A 14899-nucleotide genomic window follows, 5' to 3' on the forward strand; every position below is an offset into this window, starting at 1 on the left:
CAGCAGCACCCCGTGGCCGAACTCATCACGATCGACGCTCCCGACGACCCCCGCCTGCACGACTACACGGGCCTGACCGACGTGGAGCTCCGCCGCAGACGGGAGCCGGCCGAGGGCCTGTTCATCGCGGAGGGCGAGAAGGTCATCCGGAGGGCGGGCCAGGCGGGGTACGCGATGCGGTCGATGCTGCTCTCGGCCAAGTGGGTCGACACCATGCGGGACGTCATCGACGCGTCCGAGGCGCCGGTGTACGTGATCGACCCGGACCTCGCGGAGCGGGTCACCGGCTACCACGTGCACCGGGGCGCCCTCGCGTCGATGCAGCGCAAGCCGCTCCCGGAGGCGGCCGAGCTGCTGGCGGACGCCCGCCGGGTCGTGATCATGGAGTCGGTGAACGACCACACCAACATCGGCGCCATCTTCCGCAGCGCCGCCGCCCTCGGCATGGACGCGGTCCTGCTCTCCCCGGACTGCGCGGACCCGCTCTACCGGCGTTCCGTGAAGGTGTCCATGGGTGCGGTCTTCTCCGTCCCGTACGCCCGCCTGGAGAGCTGGCCGGGGGGCCTGGAGACCGTACGGAAGGCGGGCTTCGAACTGCTCGCGCTCACCCCGGCGGAGCGGGCGGTCTCCATCGACGAGGCCGCCCCGCACAAGCGGGACCGGGTGGCGCTGATGCTGGGCGCGGAGGGCGACGGCCTGTCGCAGAAGGCGCTGCGGGCCGCCGACGAGTGGGTCCGCATCCCGATGGCCCACGGCGTGGACTCGCTCAACGTGGGAGCGGCGGCGGCCGTCGCGTTCTACGCGGTGGCGACGGGCCGCCCGGAGTCCTGAGCGCGCTCCGCGAGGACCCGGGGCGGCTCAGCCCTGGAGGGCCTGCGCGGCGGCGATGCCGAGGGCGACGACCAGGGTGACGACCACGAAGACGAAGAGCCGCTGCCGCAGCAGCCGGGGGTTGGCGGGGCGGCGGCCCGTCGAGGTGGAGCGGACGCCGGGCCTGGTGCCGGAACGGGACTGCGGGGACCGCGAGCCCCCGGTGCGCGGCCCGGCGGCGGAGGAACGCGAGGACACGCCCCGCCCCTGACCCCGCTCCCGCTGCTCCCGCTCGGAGCCGCGTTCGGGACCGCGCTCACCGGCCCGCTCCGGTCCACGCCCGCGCGTGTCCCGTTCGGTGTACTCGGTGTACCGCTCCGTCGGCCGGACGGTGTTCCGCTCCTCGGACCGCTCCCGCTGCACGGGCGGCCGGGAGACGGGCAGCCCCTGCGCCTCGCGCGCCGCGATCTCCTTGAGCCGCATCGAGAGCTGGAGCGTACTGGGCCGGTCCTCGGGGTCCTTCGCGAGGCAGGCCCGGACGAGGGGCGCCAGCGCGTCGGGCACGCCGTGCAGCTGGGGCTCCTCGTGCACGACCCGGTAGAGCATGACCTCGGAACTGCCGTGTCCGAAGGGGGAGTCGGCCATCGCCGCGTACGCCAGGGTGGCGCCGAGCGAGAAGACGTCGGTGGCGGGGGTGACGGCGGCGCCGCGCACCTGCTCGGGGGCCAGGAAGCCGGGCGAGCCGACGGCGGTGCCCACGTGGGTGAGGGTGCTGGCGCCGGTGGCCCAGGCGATGCCGAAGTCGATGATCCGGGGGCCCTTGGGGGAGAGCAGGATGTTCGACGGCTTGAGGTCCCGGTGCACGACACCGGCCTCGTGGACGGCGACCAGGCCCTCCGAGAGCGCCGCCCCGATCGCGGCCACGTCGGCGGCGCGCAGCGCGCCCTCCTCGGCGACCCGGTCGTGCAGGGAGGGGCCGGGCACGTACTGGGTGGCGAACCAGGGGCGGTCGGCCTCCAGGTCGGCGGCGACGAGCCGGGCCGTGCAGCCGCCGCGGATCCGCCGGGCCGCCGACACCTCGCGGGCGAACCGCGACCGGAACTCCTGGTCCTCGGCGAGGTCGGGCCGGATGACCTTCAGGGCGACCCGCTGGCCGCGCCGGTCGGACCCCAGGTACACGACGCCCATCCCGCCGGCCCCCAGCCTGCGGTGGAGCCGGAACGACCCGACGATCCGCGGATCCTCGCGCCGGAGCCGCATCATCGCCATGTCCGTCCCCTCGTCCGTTCGACGTGGCACAGCTTACGTAGTGGCGCCCGCACGCGCTCATAGGCCGCGCCCTCGCACCGGGATCGATTGTCAGTGCTGGGGAGGACCCCCGAGGACCGGCGACACCCCACCGTCCCCAACCCCCTTCCGATCAAACCCACTTGACGGCCCCGTGCGACCCGCCCCCCGCCCTCCGGAGGGAAGCCCCACCACCCCGCGGAACCGGACGCCCCCGCGACGATCAAGGAAGTGAGCGATGTCACGCCCCCTCGCCCCGCACGCCCTCCCCGGCGCAACCCCTGGGGGAAGACCCCGGGTTGTGCGCCCCCGTCTCCACCCAGGGGAGTACGCCGTGCGGGCGGCCGTCATCCTCCGGGAGGCCCGCAAGTCGGTACGCGGGCATGACGTCCCGGCGCTCCCCGCTTCCTAAGGTTGTTGTCACGCGGCGGGTGCAGCACTCGTCCCCCGAGGTTACGCACCCGCCGCGCCACACGACGGGAGAGGAACCATGGCCTACACGGCGCCGCGGACGACCAGCCGGCCTTCGGGCCGCCGTCACCCCCTGGTGGCCACCGCCATGGTCCTTCCTCTCGCGGCCCTGCTCGTGGTCGTCTTCGGCGGCTGGGAAGCGGTGGTCACACAGGCGTCGTCCGTGGGCGTGATGCTGGGGCGCTGAGCGGCGCCCCGGACCCGGGAGAGCGGCCCGGGTCGGGACATCCGACCATCAGCCCCGTGGGGACGGGGGTGCGACGGACGGCAGCGTGGGGCCGGTCGGCTGGGGAGCCGACCGGCCCTCGCGCGTTCCCGCCCCCTGCCGTACGAGCGCCCCGCACCGCCCCGGCGCACGAGCGGCCCGACGCTGAATCCACGCCCGGCCCCGAATCCATGCCCGGCCCCGAACCCACGCACGACCCCGCACCGGAACTTCCCGCACCGGCCCGCCCGCGAGGACCCACGGCCCCACCCCGTACGCTCCCCGCGTGACCCCCACCCAGCCCCCGTCCACCCAGCCCCCGTCCGCCCCGCCGGCCCCGATCGACGGCCTCGCCGCCCTGGCCCGCGCCGCCGCCCATCCGCCCGGCGCCGCACGCTGCGGCTGCGCGGACGGCGGTCTCGTCGGGGTGCTCGCGGACCGGGAGGACGGGACCGTCGTGCGCCACGGGGCGCTCGTGGTGAAGGCGCACGCCCCCGACACCGACCCCGAAGCGCACCGCGCGCGGATCGCGCTGGCCGCCCGCCCGGACGTGGCCGGCGTCCTCCTGTCGCCCCTCCCGCTGCCGCCGGCCGCTCCGGACGTGCTCGGCGGGCGGCCGGTCACGGTCTGGCCGTACGGTCCGCCCGTCGACCCGGCGGACCCCGACGCCGCTCCGTGGGAGGAGGCGGCGCGGCTCCTGGCCCTGCTCCACCGCACTCCGCTCCCGCCCGGGACCGTGGACGGACTCCCGGCGATGCGGGCCCCGCTCAAGGCGGCCCTCGCCGTGGACCGGATGCGCCGGGCGGCGCCGGACCACCCGGCCGCGGCCACCGTCCTCGCCGCCTGGGCGACGATCCCCACGGAACCCACGGCCCCCGCGAACGCCCCCCGCCTGCTCTGCCACGGCGACTTCCACCTGGGCCAACTCGTCCGAGTCGTACCGCCCTCTCCCGCTCCCACCCCGGAGGGCCCCTCGTCCTGGCGGCTCATCGACGTCGACGACCTCGGCACGGGGGACCCCGCCTGGGACCTGGCCCGCCCGGCCGCCTGGTTCGCCGCCGGCATCCTGCCCCCGGAGGTCTGGTCCCGTTTCCTCGGCGCGTACCAGGAGGCGGGCGGCCCGGCGGTGGGGGCCGATCCCTGGGTCGGGCTCGACGTGCCGGCCCGTGCCCTGACGGTGCAGACCGCCGCCCTGGCCCTCGCGAAGTCCTCGGCCGAACGCCGGCCGCTGGACGAGGTGGAGGAGGTGATGATCGACACCTGCGCCCGCATCGCCGGACATCGAACCGGGTAGGCACTTTCGGCGTCCACGTAAGGTGAAGCCACCATTCGAACGGCAATGTCAGGGAGTTGAGCCGAGCATGCAGTGTCCCAAGTGTCATGCGGCCATGCACACGTACAACCGCAACGGCGTCCAGATCGAGCAGTGCAGCGGCTGCCGGGGCATATTCCTGGACTACGGCGAGCTGGAGGCCCTGACCCGCCTGGAGTCCCAGTGGGTCCAGCAGGCCCCGCCGGCGCCGCCCGCCCCGCAGGCCTACCCGGCGCAGCCCGCTCCCGCCGCGCCGGCCTGGGGCGCCCCGCACCACGGCGGCCACCACGGCGGCGGTCACTACCGCCAGCGCGGCTTCGGACGGATGCTCTTCTCCTCCTGAGTTCTCCCGGGAGGTCCCGGGACTTCCCCGGGACCTCCCGGCCCCCGACCTCTCGGAACGAAGAAGCCCCCGGCCGCGAGATGCGGCCGGGGGCTTCTTTTTGTGGTGCGCGATACTGGGATTGAACCAGTGACCTCTTCCGTGTCAGGGAAGCGCTCTCCCGCTGAGCTAATCGCGCGGGCTGTGCACAACCTACCCGAAGGCGGTCGTACTGCGTGCGCGATACTGGGATTGAACCAGTGACCTCTTCCGTGTCAGGGAAGCGCTCTCCCGCTGAGCTAATCGCGCGGGGGATCCGGAGATCCGGGACCCGAAGGTCCAGTGGACGATACTGGGATTGAACCAGTGACCTCTTCCGTGTCAGGGAAGCGCTCTCCCGCTGAGCTAATCGTCCTTGGAGGTGGAGACGGGATTTGAACCCGTGTAGACGGCTTTGCAGGCCGTTGCCTCGCCTCTCGGCCACTCCACCAGGAGTGAATACGGGGGTTCGGGAAGATCCCCCACATCGAGCGGACGACGAGATTCGAACTCGCGACCCTCACCTTGGCAAGGTGATGCTCTACCAACTGAGCCACGTCCGCTTGTCGTTTCCGTTCCGCTTGCGCGTCCCGGCGACGTGTTGAACTCTAGCGGATTCCCGGGCCAGTACAAAAACGCGTTTCCGCAGCGTGCTGACCTGCGGGCCGACCGGGGCGCCGACGGCCACCCCCCGGCGGGACCCCCGGAGGGTTCGCGCGGCGTTCACTCGCCGTGTTCCCGGAGTCGCGCGCAGCCCAGGTCGCACGCGGCCCGGTGCCCCCGTCCCGCCCGACCTAGACTCGACGCGTGTACGACCTCGCACCTCTGGCCCGTTTCGGCGGCCTCGTCGCCACCGACCTCCGGGACGTCACCCACGACCCCGAGGCCCTGGACTCCACCGGCTTCTGGGCCGTCTGCGCCGACTTCGAAGGGCGCCTGACCTGCGCCCGCTTCGGGGACGTGCGGCCGGACCCGGTGCCCGCGCCCGTGCCGGGCGCCTGGCGCGGCCCCGCCGCCGACGCCTGGACGTCCTCCCTCGACCGCGCCGCGTACACCGCGGGCGTACGGCGGGTGCGGGAGCACATCGCGCGCGGCGAGGTCTACCAGGCGAACCTCTGCCGGGTGCTGTCCGCGCCGCTGCCGGACCCGGCCGCCGCCGACGTGGACGCCCTCACCGCGCTCCTCGCCCGGGGCAACCCCGCCCCGTACGCCGGAACGATCCGCCTGCCCGCCCACGGCGTGGAGATCGCCACCGCGTCCCCCGAGCTCTACCTGCGCAGGGACGGGGCCCTGGTCTCCTCGGGGCCGATCAAGGGCACCGGCCGCACCGCCGCCGACCTCCTGCCCAAGGACCACGCGGAGAACGTGATGATCGTCGACCTGGTCCGCAACGACCTGGGGCGCGTCAGCGAGACCGGCTCCGTCACCGTCCCCGCCCTCTGCGCGGTCGAGGAGCACCCCGGCCTGGTCCACCTGGTCTCCACCGTCGCCGGAGTGCTGCGCGAGGACGCCGGCTGGCCCGGACTGCTCGCCGCCACCTTCCCGCCCGGCTCGGTCACCGGCGCCCCCAAGTCCAGCGCGCTGCGGATCATCGAGGCCCTGGAGACCGCGCCCCGGGGGCCCTACTGCGGGGGCGTCGGCTGGGTCGACGCCGACGCGGCCACCGGCGAGCTGGCCGTCGGCATACGCACCTTCTGGATCGACCGCCCCGAGGGCGTGCTGCGCTTCGGCACCGGCGCCGGCATCACCTGGGGCTCCGATCCGGAGCGCGAGTGGGAGGAGACCGAGCTGAAGGCGTCCCGGCTGGTCGCGATAGCGTCGGGCGCCTACGAACCAGGCGCCTCCGAGGCGACAGGAAAGGCCATTTCTCGATGAAACTCTGGGTCAACGGCGGGCTGCACGACGCGGAGACCGCCCGGGTCTCCGTACTGGACCACGGACTGACCGTCGGCGACGGCGTCTTCGAGACGGTCAAGGCGGAGCGCGGGGAGACGTTCGCCCTCACCCTCCACCTGGAGCGCCTCACCCGCTCGGCCCGGGGCCTCGGCCTGCCCGACCCGGACCTCGACGAGGTCCGCCGGGCCTGCGCCGCCGTCCTGGAGGCCAACCCGATGGAGCTCGGCCGGCTCCGCATCACGTACACCGGCGGCCCCTCCCCGCTCGGCTCGGAGCGCGGCGACGCCGGGACCAGCCTCGTCGTCGCCCTCGGCGAGACCGGCCGCCGCCCCGACACCACCGCCGTGGTCACCGTGCCCTGGACCCGCAACGAGCGCGGCGCCCTCACCGGCCTCAAGACCACCTCGTACGCCGAGAACGTCGTCGCCCTCGCGAAGGCGCGCGAGCAGGGGGCCTCCGAGGCGCTCTTCGCCAACACGGTGGGGCGGCTCTGCGAGGGCACCGGCTCCAACGTCTTCGTCGTCGTCGACGGCCGGATCCTCACCCCGCCCGTCTCCTCCGGCTGCCTCGCGGGCATCACCCGCGCCCTCGCCGTGCGGTGGACCGGCGCGGAGGAGGCCGACCTGCCGCTGGACGTCCTGGAGAGCGCCGACGAGGTCTTCCTGACCTCGACCCTCCGCGACGTGCAGGCCGTGCACCGGGTCGACGGGCGCGAACTGTCGCCCGCGCCCGGACCGGTCACCGCCAAGGCCATGCGGGCCTTCGACGAGCACGCGGCCCGCGACCGGGACCCGCGCCTCTGATAGGGCCGGTCGCGGACCGCGGGTAAACCCGATGACGGACGGCCCCGGTGGTGGGTAGAACACTTCCGATGACCACCACCCTGCGGCCGGTCGAGCCGCTTCAGCAGCTGCCCGGCGGCGGCCGTTCCCGCACCTACGACGTGTGCGTGAACAGCCGCCGTGTCGGCTCCGTCCACCTCGCCACCGACCCCGCCTTCGGCGCCGCCTCGGGAGTGATCCAGGACCTCCGGATCGACGAGCCGGACCGGGGGAGGGGCCGGGGCACGGTCGCCGCGCTCGCCTCCGAGGAGGTGCTGCGGAGCTGGGGCTGCGTCCAGGTGCGGGTGTCGGTGCCCGCCGACGCCGCCCCCGCGCTGCGCATGGTCCGCTCGCTCGGCTACGTCGAGCGCAGCCGGAACATGGTCAAAGAACTGCCCGACGTCCCGCCCGCCCTGCCGGAGGGCGTCGAGGTCCGGCCGATCACCGGCGCCGAGTACGAGGCGTGGGAGGCGCGGGCCAGGGAGGTCTTCGCACGGGACTGGACCGAGCGGGGCGTCCCCGAGGAGCTGGCGCGCGCGAAGGCCGAGAACAGCCACCGCACCCTCCTGCCCGAGGGACTCGCCACCCCCGGCGCCGCGTTCCACGTGCTGGTCCGGGACGGGCGGCCCGCCGGTGTCCTGTGGACCGGCCGGACCGAGCTCGAACCGGGGCGGCGGGCCGCCTACGTGTACGACATCGAGGTGGACGAGGAGCAGCGCGGGCACGGCTACGGGCGGGCGCTCATGCTGCTGGCCGAGCGGGTCGCGCGGGAGGCCGGGGAGACCCTGCTCGGACTGCACGTCTTCGCGGACAACACCCCGGCGGTCCGGCTCTACGAGTCGCTCGGCTACCGCACGACCTACGTCAACGGCGCCAAGCAGCTGCTGTAGGCCCGTCCGGGCGGGCGGGTCAGGCGCCGAGGAGGCGGTCGGCGATCGTCTCGATCCGCTCCCGCAGGCCCTCCTGGCTCTGGCCGCCGTCCAGGCGCTCGCCGCCGATCACATAGGTCGGCGTGCCGGTGACCTTGATCGCCTTGCCCTCGGCCTCGTCCGCGTCGACGGTCAGCAGGTGCCGGCCGTCGATCAGGGCGGTGTCGAACTCTTCGGCGTCCAGGCCCAGTTCGGCCGCCAGCTCCAGGAGGACCGGCTCGCCCCGCTCGCCGAGCTCGGCGGTCCTGGCGAGCAGCGCCTCGGCGTACGGCCAGCCCTTGCCCTGCTCGGCGGCCTCCTCGGCGGCCTGGGCCGCGGCGTACGCGTGCTTGTGCTTGGCCAGCGGGAAGTGGCGCAGCTGCACGTCGAGCCGGTCGCCGTACTTCTCGCGGAGCGCGCGGACGTCGTCGAGTGCCCGGAGGCAGTCGGGGCACTGGAGGTCGAACCACGCCTCCAGGACGACGGGGGAGACGGGTGCGGTGGTGGAGTCACTCATGTCAGCAGTCTCCCTCACGGGCGCCCGGCGGCTCGCCGGCACCCGGGGCCCACCGGGCCCGAGCCCTCGGCCGGGGCTCGGGGATTCACCGGGACCCGGGGGTTCACCGGGACCCGGGGGTTCACCGGGACCCGAGGAGGAGATCCCGGCCGGGGCGACCCGGAGATCTCCCTGAGACCGGCTCGGGGACATGGCCCCGGGCGGACGCGGGGGTGCAGGATGGAAGGGACGTATCACCCGGGGACCTGGAGGACCGCATGCTCGCCGAGACCATCTGTTCCGCGGTGTCCGCGGCGGGCCTGGGCATCGCCGCGATCGCGGCGTACCGGAAGCGCTTCCTGTCCGCCGCCCGGATCGCGGCCTACGCCCTGGTGCCCCTCGGCCTGGTGATGACGGGGGCCGTCGCCTGGATCGCGGGCACGGCGTTCAGTCCGGTGGCCTGGGCCGGCTTCGGCGTGCTCGGTCTGGCCTGGGTGCTCTTCCTGTCCACCCGGGCCGTCGAGCGGCGCCGGGCGGGCAGGGGACAGCCCGCCGTCGCGGAGCCCGCGCCGAGGCCCGCGGCTCCCGGCGCCCAGGCGCCCCCGCGGGCCGTGACGGGGAAGCCGCGGGCCGCCGAGCCCGCCGGCGACGACTTCAGCGACATCGAGGCGATTCTGAAGAAGCACGGAATCTGACCGCTTCTGGCGATTCCGCTGACCGCCCCGGTTCGGCGATCCACGGGAAGGAGTGAACCGTTCCGGCCGGAAGGCGTGTTCCGCGATCCCGGGTGCGCGCGTGCGCGATCATCCCCCCGAGATGCTGGATACCTCGCGGGACCCCGTCCCCGCCTCCACCGACGCCCCCGGCGAAGAAGCGCGCGGCTGCCTGTACGCGCTCTCCCAGCCGCCGCTGATGATCTTCCTCGGCGTCATCGGCTGTCTGCTGCTCGTGGCCGCCGTGCACGACCTCTTCGTCCTGTGACGCCCCGCCGTGGAGCCCTGCCGTGACGCCCCGGACCGGACCGTCAGCCCGCCGCCTCCTTGCGGCGCGCCCGGTACGCGGCCACGTGGAGCCGGTTGCCGCAGGTCCGGCTGTCGCAGTAGCGGCGCGAGCGGTTGCGGGAGAGGTCGACGAAGGCCCGGCCGCAGTCCGGCGCCTCGCAGCGCCGCAGCCGCTCCTGCTCGCCCGCCACGACGATGAACGCCAGGGCCATGCCGCAGTCGGCCGCGAGGTGGTCCGCCACCGAGGCGCCCGGCGCGAAGTAGTGCACGTGCCAGTCGTAGCCGTCGTGGTCGGTGAGCTGCGGGGTGGTGCCCGCGCCCGCCACCAGCTGGTTGATCAGGGGGGCCGCGATCCGGGCCTCGGGCGCGGAGAAGACCGCCGCGAACTTCTCGCGCACCTCGCGCACGGCCCGCAGGTCGCCGGCGCCGAGGTCGCCCACGTCGCTGATCTTGTGCGCGTGGACGAAGGCGTGGAGGCCCTGGAGGTCGGCGAGCGCGTCGGGGCGGTCGCCCTGGGACGCGGTGTTCATCAGATCGACGACGGTGTCGAGGGCGATCCGGGTGTCGTGAGGGATCAGCACGATTCGCTCCCTGGCCGGCCGCGGGCGGGCGCCCGCGGAATGGCGCTGACTTTAGCGCGACCCGGACATGGCACCGGCGCCCACCACCGCGCCGGCTGCGCGGTGGTGGGCGCCGGATGACGTGCCTGTGGGGCTGCCCGCGCGGCGCCGTCTCCCCGAGTCGGACGGCGCCGTGCGGCTCTCGGCCTGGCTCAGCTCTCGGCCAGGATGTGGGAGAGCTCCGTATCGAGGTCGAAGTGACGGTGCTCGGTGCCCGGTGGCACGGCGGCGTCGGTCCGCTTCAGGAACGACTCCAGGGCCCTCGCCGGGGCCTCGAGCAGGGCTTCTCCCTCGGGAGAGCTCAGGGCGATGCAGACGACTCCCTGACCGTGACTACGGGACGGCCAGACGCGGACGTCGCCCGTGCCGGTGGGCCGGTGCAGCCCCTCGGCGAGAAGGTCGCGGGCGAAGACCCACTCGACCGTCTCCTCGGCTCCGGTGTGGAAGGTGGCGTGCACGGCATACGGATCGGCCGTGTCATACCGCAGGCCCGCGGGTACAGGCAGTGAGGACTCGCTCGACACAACGAGGCGCAGGTGCAGCTCGCAGCTGACCGTGGTGTTCATAAGCGCCAGGGCCTTTCGCTCAGTGTGCGCTCGGGGATTCGCACGTCGGCGAAATCGACATGCCACCTCCGGTGCCGTTGTAAACCCCTCTGTCGGTTTTGTGGTCGTTCAGGTCCCTCGTACGGGCCCGTGTAACTTTGGGTAATACGGCCATTCAGGTGTCGGCCCGGCGTCCGGTAGGTTGGGAAGCATGCATGCGGAGAGTGACGAGCGCACGGGGGAGTCCCCGGCCGACCGGGACGCCGAACTGGGATCCCGCGCACCGGAGTTCATCAAGTCCCGCCGGACCCTGCACCTCAGCTGGCAGGTCGGCGTCTTCATCGTGGGACTCGCCGTGGTCGGCGCCGGTGTGGTCATGCTGCCGCTGCCCGGGCCCGGCTGGCTGGTCATCTTCGCCGGCATGGCGATCTGGGCGACCGAGTTCGTCTGGGCGCAGCTCGTGCTCCGCTGGACCAAGCGCAAGGTCACCGAGGCCGCCCAGAGCGCCCTCGACCCCAGGGTTCGCCGCCGGAACATCATCCTCACCAGCATCGGCGTGGTGATCGTCGCCGTCCTGCTCGGCGTCTACGTCTGGAAGCTCGGCTTCGTCATGCCGTGGAAGATCGACGAGTGACCCCCGCGTGGTGCGGGAGCCCCGCTGACATGGGGTAATGTGTGCGGTGCACCGGGCGATTAGCTCAGTGGGAGAGCACTTCGTTCACACCGAAGGGGTCACTGGTTCGAACCCAGTATCGCCCACCACCCGGACCGAGGGCCCGGAGACGACCACCGTCTCCGGGCCCTCGGCGTTCCCCCGGCAGGGCCTCACCGCATCCGCGCCAGCCTCTCCCGCAGCCTCCGCGCGTCCCGCAGCCGCTGCTCGTACGTGGCGCCCACCGCGAGCAGCAGCAGCCCGGCGAGGGCCGGCGGCAGCCAGCGCGGCAGCGCGCCCACCACCTGCACCACGTACGGCGCCAGCTCGTGCAGCCCGTCCAGGGCGAGCACCGTGCCGCCGAGCAGCAGCAGGGCCTGGAGCCGGAACCGCGCCCCAAGCAGCGTCACCACGAGCGCCGCCACCCCCAGCACCAGCGGCCGCACCCACTCCGGGTCCGTCCAGGCCGCGCCGAGGCTCGGCAGCAGCGTCACCGCGAGGCCGGGGCCGTACGCCGTCCAGGACGAGGCCGCCGGGTCCCGGCGCCGCCGCAGGAAACCGACGACCAGCGCCGGAACCGTCACCGGCAGCGTGTACGCCTCCGGAGTCGTCACGCCCCAGGCCCCGAGCCGCACCCAGGCGGCGAGCAGGAACAGCCCCGCCGCCGCCCAGGAGGCGAACCGGCGCCGCTCCGGCCGGACCGCCGTCGCCGCCGCGACCACCCCGCCGAGCGCCAGGACGAGCGCGAGGAACGCGGGCCGCGACCCGGCGAGCCCGACGGCGCAGAGACCCACGGCCGCACCGGTGATCTCGACCGGCAGCGCCACCGGACGCGCCGTGGCGCCGACGGCCGCCGTCGCCGCCGGGACGAGGAGCAGGGCGAGCGCCGTCCAGTGGTCCTCCAGACCGGCCGCCTCCGCCCCGGCGAGCACCAGGCCCGCCGCCGCGAGCACCGCCCCGCAGGCCGACACCGCCCGCCGCGCGTCCGCACCGAGGACCGCGACGCCCGCGAGGAGTCCGAGGACCACCCCGAGCGCGACGAACGTGGCCTCCCGCACGTCCAGGGCCAGGACGACCGCACCCACGGCGGACAGGAGCCCGCCGGCGTACGCGACCCGGCCGAGGACGGTCCCGGGCTCCGCCGGGGGAGCCTGCGGCCGGGGCTTCGGGGGCGTCCAGCCGGACCAGCCGGACCAGGGGGCGCCGAAACCGGCCGCCGGGCCCCGGGGCGGAGCCGAGGGCGGGGGCGGGACGGAACCGGAGACCGGGGCGCCGGCCGGGTCGGTGACCGGGGCGGCCGGGCCGGTGGTCGGCTGCGCGGCCGAGTCCGCGGCCCCGGCGGTCGCCGTCTTCGCGTCCGGAGCCGCTTCCGGGCGGGGCAGGCCGCGGGTCAGCGGGGCCGGGCGGACGGCGATCCACAGGGCCGCCGCCGTCGTGAGGAGCTGGAGGGCGAGCGTCGCCGCGTACGGCAGGCCGGGGGAGACCGGCAGGGCCGTGAGGAGCGCCCAGACCAGGACGAGGACCCCGCACCGCGCCCACAGCCGGGCGACGGACGCGAGGGCGGCGGCGACCACCGCGAGGACCAGGGCGGCCGTCGCGGGGTACGGGGCCAGGGCGGGCCCGGCGTGCTCGCCCGACCAGACCTCCGTCGTCCGCGCCAACGGTCCCAGCGCACCCGCCACGACCGGCGGCAGCGCCCACAGGAGCCCCAGCGCCGTCACCGACGCCCCCGCCCCCGCGAGACCCGCCCGGACCCCGCGCGGCAGCCGGGCGCCCGCGCCCGCCCGCCACACCGACGCCAGGACCAGCCCGCACAGCACGTACCCCGGAACCGCCCAGTCGCCGGGGAGCACCGACCGCAGCGGACCGCCGACCGCCGCCACCACCGCGAGGCCCGCGACCACCGAGGCCGCCACCGCCCACCCGGGCGTCCGCCACGCCGCGTACAGGCACACCGCCGCGCCCGCCAGGAGCAGCGGCGCGCCGCTCCACGGCGAGGAGAGCGAGAGCCAGCCGCCCGTCAGCAGCGCCCAGCCGCCCAGGACCGCCGCGCCGATCCCCGCCGTGACCCGCACCGGCAGCGGACGCGTCCACAGGCACACCGCGCCGTCCGCCGCGGCCGTGACGAGCGCCGCCCACGCGAACGCCGTCGGACCGCCCCCGGCCGCCAGCACGCCCAGCGGCAGCGGAAGCTGCGCCGCGACCACGGCCGCCGGCAGCGGGACGCGCAGCCGCGACAGCGCCGAGCCGTACGCCGCCCACGCCCCCGCCAGGACCGCCGAGGCCACCGCCGCGTACCCGAGGCCGTCCGCGTCCGGCAGCGCCACCCGGTGCAGCGCGTACGCGTCGAGCACCGTCAGGACGAGCCCCAGGACCGCCACCGACTCGGCCGTCGACGCGAGCCCCCTGCGCAGCAGCGCCACCGGCGCCGCGAGCGCCGCGCCGGTCACCGCGCACAGCACCGCCGCACGCCCGCCGATCCCCATCGAGCCCCAGCTCACCAGGGTGAACGCGACCGCCGCGATCGTCAGGAGCGTGCCGCCGAGCGTCAGGAGCACGTTCTGCGCGCTCCGCGGCGTCGAGTCCGCCGCCGGAGCCACCGGGGTCACGGGCCACCGCGCCGCCGCCGGGGCCGGCCGGTACAGGACCTGGACCAGCCAGGCCCGCCGCGCCAGCAGATGGGTGCGGCGCGCTTCGAGTTGGGCCAGCTCGCGGTCGACGAGCACCAGCTCGTCCGCGGGCGGCAGGGAGTTGTCCATGTACCGGAGTGTCGTCCCGGGCCCGGCCGCCGGGAATGGGCGTCCGTACTCAGATTTCCGCCTGAGTACGCCCACACCGGGGCCCATGGACCGGTGCCGGTACCGCTTCCGCCGCGTCTGGCGGCTCGCCGCCCCGCCCGACGCCGTCCACGCCGTCCTCGAACGGGCCGAGGACTACCCCCGCTGGTGGCCCCAGGTCCGCGAGGTCGTCCCCCGCGACGAGACCTCCGGCACCGCCCGCTTCCGCTCCCTCCTCCCGTACGACCTCGTCGTCACCGTCCGCGCCCTGCGCCGCGACCCCGCCGCCCGGGTCCTGGAGGTCGGCCTCGGCGGGGACCTGGAGGGCCGGGCCCGCTGGACCCTCACCCCGGAAGGGACCGGCACCCGCGTCCTGTACGAGCAGGAGGTCGAGGTCCGCGCCCGGCTCCTGAGGGCGCTCGCCGTCCCCGGCAGGCTCGTCTTCCGCGCCAACCACGCCCTGATGACGCGCGGCGGGAGACGGGGGCTCGCCGCCCACCTGCGACCGGTTTGAAGGAAGGGCCGGAAGGCCTGTATGGTTCAACCCGTTCCCGGGCGATTAGCTCAGCGGGAGAGCACTTCGTTCACACCGAAGGGGTCACTGGTTCGATCCCAGTATCGCCCACCGGGAGAGGGGGGGGGGGGGGCAGAAGGGGCCGCCGCCGGGAGGTGGGGGGGGGCCCCCCGCGACCCCCCCCCCCCCCCCCACCCGCCGCGGCCGGCCCCCCCCGGGCCCC

Annotated in this window: 16 protein-coding genes and 7 tRNA genes; 13 read left to right on the forward strand and 10 right to left on the reverse strand. The window is 75.0% G+C overall.

All coding sequences use genetic code 11. The features are described from left to right. Nucleotides 1-12: 12 nt before the first annotated feature. The gene (locus ACWGSR_RS26425) at nucleotides 13-831 is read left to right on the forward strand and encodes a TrmH family RNA methyltransferase (protein ID WP_376244010.1); all 819 of its coding nucleotides are present in this window, start codon (nucleotides 13-15) and stop codon (nucleotides 829-831) included. Between the two features lie 27 nt (nucleotides 832-858). Here the strand turns inward: ACWGSR_RS26425 and ACWGSR_RS26430 are convergent, their stop codons facing one another. Then, complete coding sequence (locus ACWGSR_RS26430; protein ID WP_376243966.1) at nucleotides 859-2079, reverse strand: serine/threonine-protein kinase; 1221 nt, start codon at nucleotides 2077-2079, stop codon at nucleotides 859-861. Between the two features lie 508 nt (nucleotides 2080-2587). On the opposite strand from ACWGSR_RS26430, the gene ACWGSR_RS26435 reads away from it, so the two are divergent. The 3 genes from ACWGSR_RS26435 to ACWGSR_RS26445 all read left to right on the forward strand — a co-directional run bounded on the left by ACWGSR_RS26435 (nucleotide 2588) and on the right by ACWGSR_RS26445 (nucleotide 4428). Further along, complete coding sequence (locus ACWGSR_RS26435; RefSeq protein ID WP_365539931.1) at nucleotides 2588-2755, forward strand: hypothetical protein; 168 nt, start codon at nucleotides 2588-2590, stop codon at nucleotides 2753-2755. A gap of 358 nt (nucleotides 2756-3113) precedes the next feature. Continuing rightward, on the forward strand, nucleotides 3114-4067 hold the full coding sequence (locus ACWGSR_RS26440; RefSeq protein ID WP_453569674.1) for an aminoglycoside phosphotransferase family protein: 954 nt from the start codon (nucleotides 3114-3116) through the stop codon (nucleotides 4065-4067). A 67-nt stretch (nucleotides 4068-4134) separates the two neighbouring features. After that, the gene (locus ACWGSR_RS26445) at nucleotides 4135-4428 is read left to right on the forward strand and encodes a TFIIB-type zinc ribbon-containing protein (RefSeq protein ID WP_053644148.1); all 294 of its coding nucleotides are present in this window, start codon (nucleotides 4135-4137) and stop codon (nucleotides 4426-4428) included. Nucleotides 4429-4531: 103 nt separating this feature from the next. Here ACWGSR_RS26445 and ACWGSR_RS26450 read toward each other — a convergent pair. The 5 genes from ACWGSR_RS26450 to ACWGSR_RS26470 all read right to left on the reverse strand — a co-directional run bounded on the left by ACWGSR_RS26450 (nucleotide 4532) and on the right by ACWGSR_RS26470 (nucleotide 5009). After that, nucleotides 4532-4606 (reverse strand) — tRNA-Val (locus tag ACWGSR_RS26450). 38 nt (nucleotides 4607-4644) lie between these two features. Next, nucleotides 4645-4716: transfer RNA gene (locus ACWGSR_RS26455), tRNA-Val, on the reverse strand. 34 nt (nucleotides 4717-4750) lie between these two features. Continuing rightward, nucleotides 4751-4822 (reverse strand) — tRNA-Val (locus ACWGSR_RS26460). Between the two features lies 1 nt (nucleotide 4823). Next, nucleotides 4824-4897 (reverse strand) — tRNA-Cys (locus ACWGSR_RS26465). 39 nt (nucleotides 4898-4936) lie between these two features. Beyond that, nucleotides 4937-5009, reverse strand: a tRNA-Gly gene (locus ACWGSR_RS26470). Between the two features lie 244 nt (nucleotides 5010-5253). On the opposite strand from ACWGSR_RS26470, the gene ACWGSR_RS26475 reads away from it, so the two are divergent. The 3 genes from ACWGSR_RS26475 to ACWGSR_RS26485 all read left to right on the forward strand — a co-directional run bounded on the left by ACWGSR_RS26475 (nucleotide 5254) and on the right by ACWGSR_RS26485 (nucleotide 8053). Then, complete coding sequence (locus ACWGSR_RS26475) at nucleotides 5254-6321, forward strand: chorismate-binding protein (RefSeq protein ID WP_376243962.1); 1068 nt, start codon at nucleotides 5254-5256, stop codon at nucleotides 6319-6321. Beyond that, entirely contained in the window at nucleotides 6318-7145 is an 828-nt protein-coding gene (locus ACWGSR_RS26480; protein ID WP_453569572.1) for an aminotransferase class IV, read from the forward strand. Before ACWGSR_RS26475 ends, ACWGSR_RS26480 begins: the two co-directional genes overlap by 4 nt. Nucleotides 7146-7213: 68 nt before the next feature. Then, entirely contained in the window at nucleotides 7214-8053 is an 840-nt protein-coding gene (locus ACWGSR_RS26485; protein ID WP_453569574.1) for a GNAT family N-acetyltransferase, read from the forward strand. A gap of 19 nt (nucleotides 8054-8072) precedes the next feature. Here the strand turns inward: ACWGSR_RS26485 and ACWGSR_RS26490 are convergent, their stop codons facing one another. Then, the gene (locus ACWGSR_RS26490; RefSeq protein WP_376243954.1) at nucleotides 8073-8588 is read right to left on the reverse strand and encodes a DsbA family protein; all 516 of its coding nucleotides are present in this window, start codon (nucleotides 8586-8588) and stop codon (nucleotides 8073-8075) included. 257 nt (nucleotides 8589-8845) lie between these two features. Between ACWGSR_RS26490 and ACWGSR_RS26495 the strand changes: the two genes are divergently transcribed. After that, entirely contained in the window at nucleotides 8846-9262 is a 417-nt protein-coding gene (locus ACWGSR_RS26495; protein ID WP_453569577.1) for a hypothetical protein, read from the forward strand. Between the two features lie 100 nt (nucleotides 9263-9362). Beyond that, nucleotides 9363-9548: a hypothetical protein gene (locus ACWGSR_RS26500; protein WP_376244013.1), complete on the forward strand. Its 186-nt coding sequence runs from the start codon at nucleotides 9363-9365 to the stop codon at nucleotides 9546-9548. Between the two features lie 43 nt (nucleotides 9549-9591). On the opposite strand, the gene ACWGSR_RS26505 is transcribed toward ACWGSR_RS26500, so the two are convergent. After that, nucleotides 9592-10149, reverse strand: a complete 558-nt coding sequence (locus ACWGSR_RS26505; protein ID WP_376243948.1) for a CGNR zinc finger domain-containing protein — start codon at nucleotides 10147-10149, stop codon at nucleotides 9592-9594. A gap of 191 nt (nucleotides 10150-10340) precedes the next feature. After that, on the reverse strand, nucleotides 10341-10754 hold the full coding sequence (locus ACWGSR_RS26510) for an SsgA family sporulation/cell division regulator (protein ID WP_003959770.1): 414 nt from the start codon (nucleotides 10752-10754) through the stop codon (nucleotides 10341-10343). Between the two features lie 190 nt (nucleotides 10755-10944). On the opposite strand from ACWGSR_RS26510, the gene ACWGSR_RS26515 reads away from it, so the two are divergent. Both ACWGSR_RS26515 and ACWGSR_RS26520 read left to right on the forward strand, forming a co-directional pair. Next, the gene (locus ACWGSR_RS26515; RefSeq protein WP_376239100.1) at nucleotides 10945-11367 is read left to right on the forward strand and encodes a TIGR02611 family protein; all 423 of its coding nucleotides are present in this window, start codon (nucleotides 10945-10947) and stop codon (nucleotides 11365-11367) included. Between the two features lie 53 nt (nucleotides 11368-11420). After that, nucleotides 11421-11495: transfer RNA gene (locus tag ACWGSR_RS26520), tRNA-Val, on the forward strand. Nucleotides 11496-11558: 63 nt separating this feature from the next. Here ACWGSR_RS26520 and ACWGSR_RS26525 read toward each other — a convergent pair. Next, the gene (locus ACWGSR_RS26525; RefSeq protein ID WP_453569581.1) at nucleotides 11559-14144 is read right to left on the reverse strand and encodes an SCO7613 C-terminal domain-containing membrane protein; all 2586 of its coding nucleotides are present in this window, start codon (nucleotides 14142-14144) and stop codon (nucleotides 11559-11561) included. 85 nt (nucleotides 14145-14229) lie between these two features. Here ACWGSR_RS26525 and ACWGSR_RS26530 point away from each other — a divergent pair, with 85 nt between their 5' ends. After that, the gene (locus ACWGSR_RS26530) at nucleotides 14230-14676 is read left to right on the forward strand and encodes an SRPBCC family protein (RefSeq protein ID WP_453569584.1); all 447 of its coding nucleotides are present in this window, start codon (nucleotides 14230-14232) and stop codon (nucleotides 14674-14676) included. Nucleotides 14677-14715: 39 nt separating this feature from the next. Next, nucleotides 14716-14787, forward strand: a tRNA-Val gene (locus ACWGSR_RS26535). Nucleotides 14788-14899 lie beyond the last annotated feature (112 nt).

This window comes from Streptomyces sp. NPDC055632 (genome assembly GCF_053618675.1).

Excerpts from the sequence above, each read along its gene's own strand:
- ACWGSR_RS26490 (WP_376243954.1), bottom strand. The coding sequence starts at position 8,588 with ATGAGTGACTCCACCACCGCACCCGTCTCCCCCGTCGTCCTGGAGGCG.
- ACWGSR_RS26445 (WP_053644148.1), top strand. The coding sequence starts at position 4,135 with ATGCAGTGTCCCAAGTGTCATGCGGCCATGCACACGTACAACCGCAAC.
- ACWGSR_RS26485 (WP_453569574.1), top strand. The coding sequence starts at position 7,214 with ATGACCACCACCCTGCGGCCGGTCGAGCCGCTTCAGCAGCTGCCCGGC.
- ACWGSR_RS26510 (WP_003959770.1), bottom strand. The coding sequence starts at position 10,754 with ATGAACACCACGGTCAGCTGCGAGCTGCACCTGCGCCTCGTTGTGTCG.
- ACWGSR_RS26480 (WP_453569572.1), top strand. The coding sequence starts at position 6,318 with ATGAAACTCTGGGTCAACGGCGGGCTGCACGACGCGGAGACCGCCCGG.
- ACWGSR_RS26495 (WP_453569577.1), top strand. The coding sequence starts at position 8,846 with ATGCTCGCCGAGACCATCTGTTCCGCGGTGTCCGCGGCGGGCCTGGGC.
- ACWGSR_RS26435 (WP_365539931.1), top strand. The coding sequence starts at position 2,588 with ATGGCCTACACGGCGCCGCGGACGACCAGCCGGCCTTCGGGCCGCCGT.
- ACWGSR_RS26530 (WP_453569584.1), top strand. The coding sequence starts at position 14,230 with ATGGACCGGTGCCGGTACCGCTTCCGCCGCGTCTGGCGGCTCGCCGCC.
- ACWGSR_RS26515 (WP_376239100.1), top strand. The coding sequence starts at position 10,945 with ATGCATGCGGAGAGTGACGAGCGCACGGGGGAGTCCCCGGCCGACCGG.
- ACWGSR_RS26525 (WP_453569581.1), bottom strand. The coding sequence starts at position 14,144 with ATGGACAACTCCCTGCCGCCCGCGGACGAGCTGGTGCTCGTCGACCGC.
- ACWGSR_RS26430 (WP_376243966.1), bottom strand. The coding sequence starts at position 2,079 with ATGGCGATGATGCGGCTCCGGCGCGAGGATCCGCGGATCGTCGGGTCG.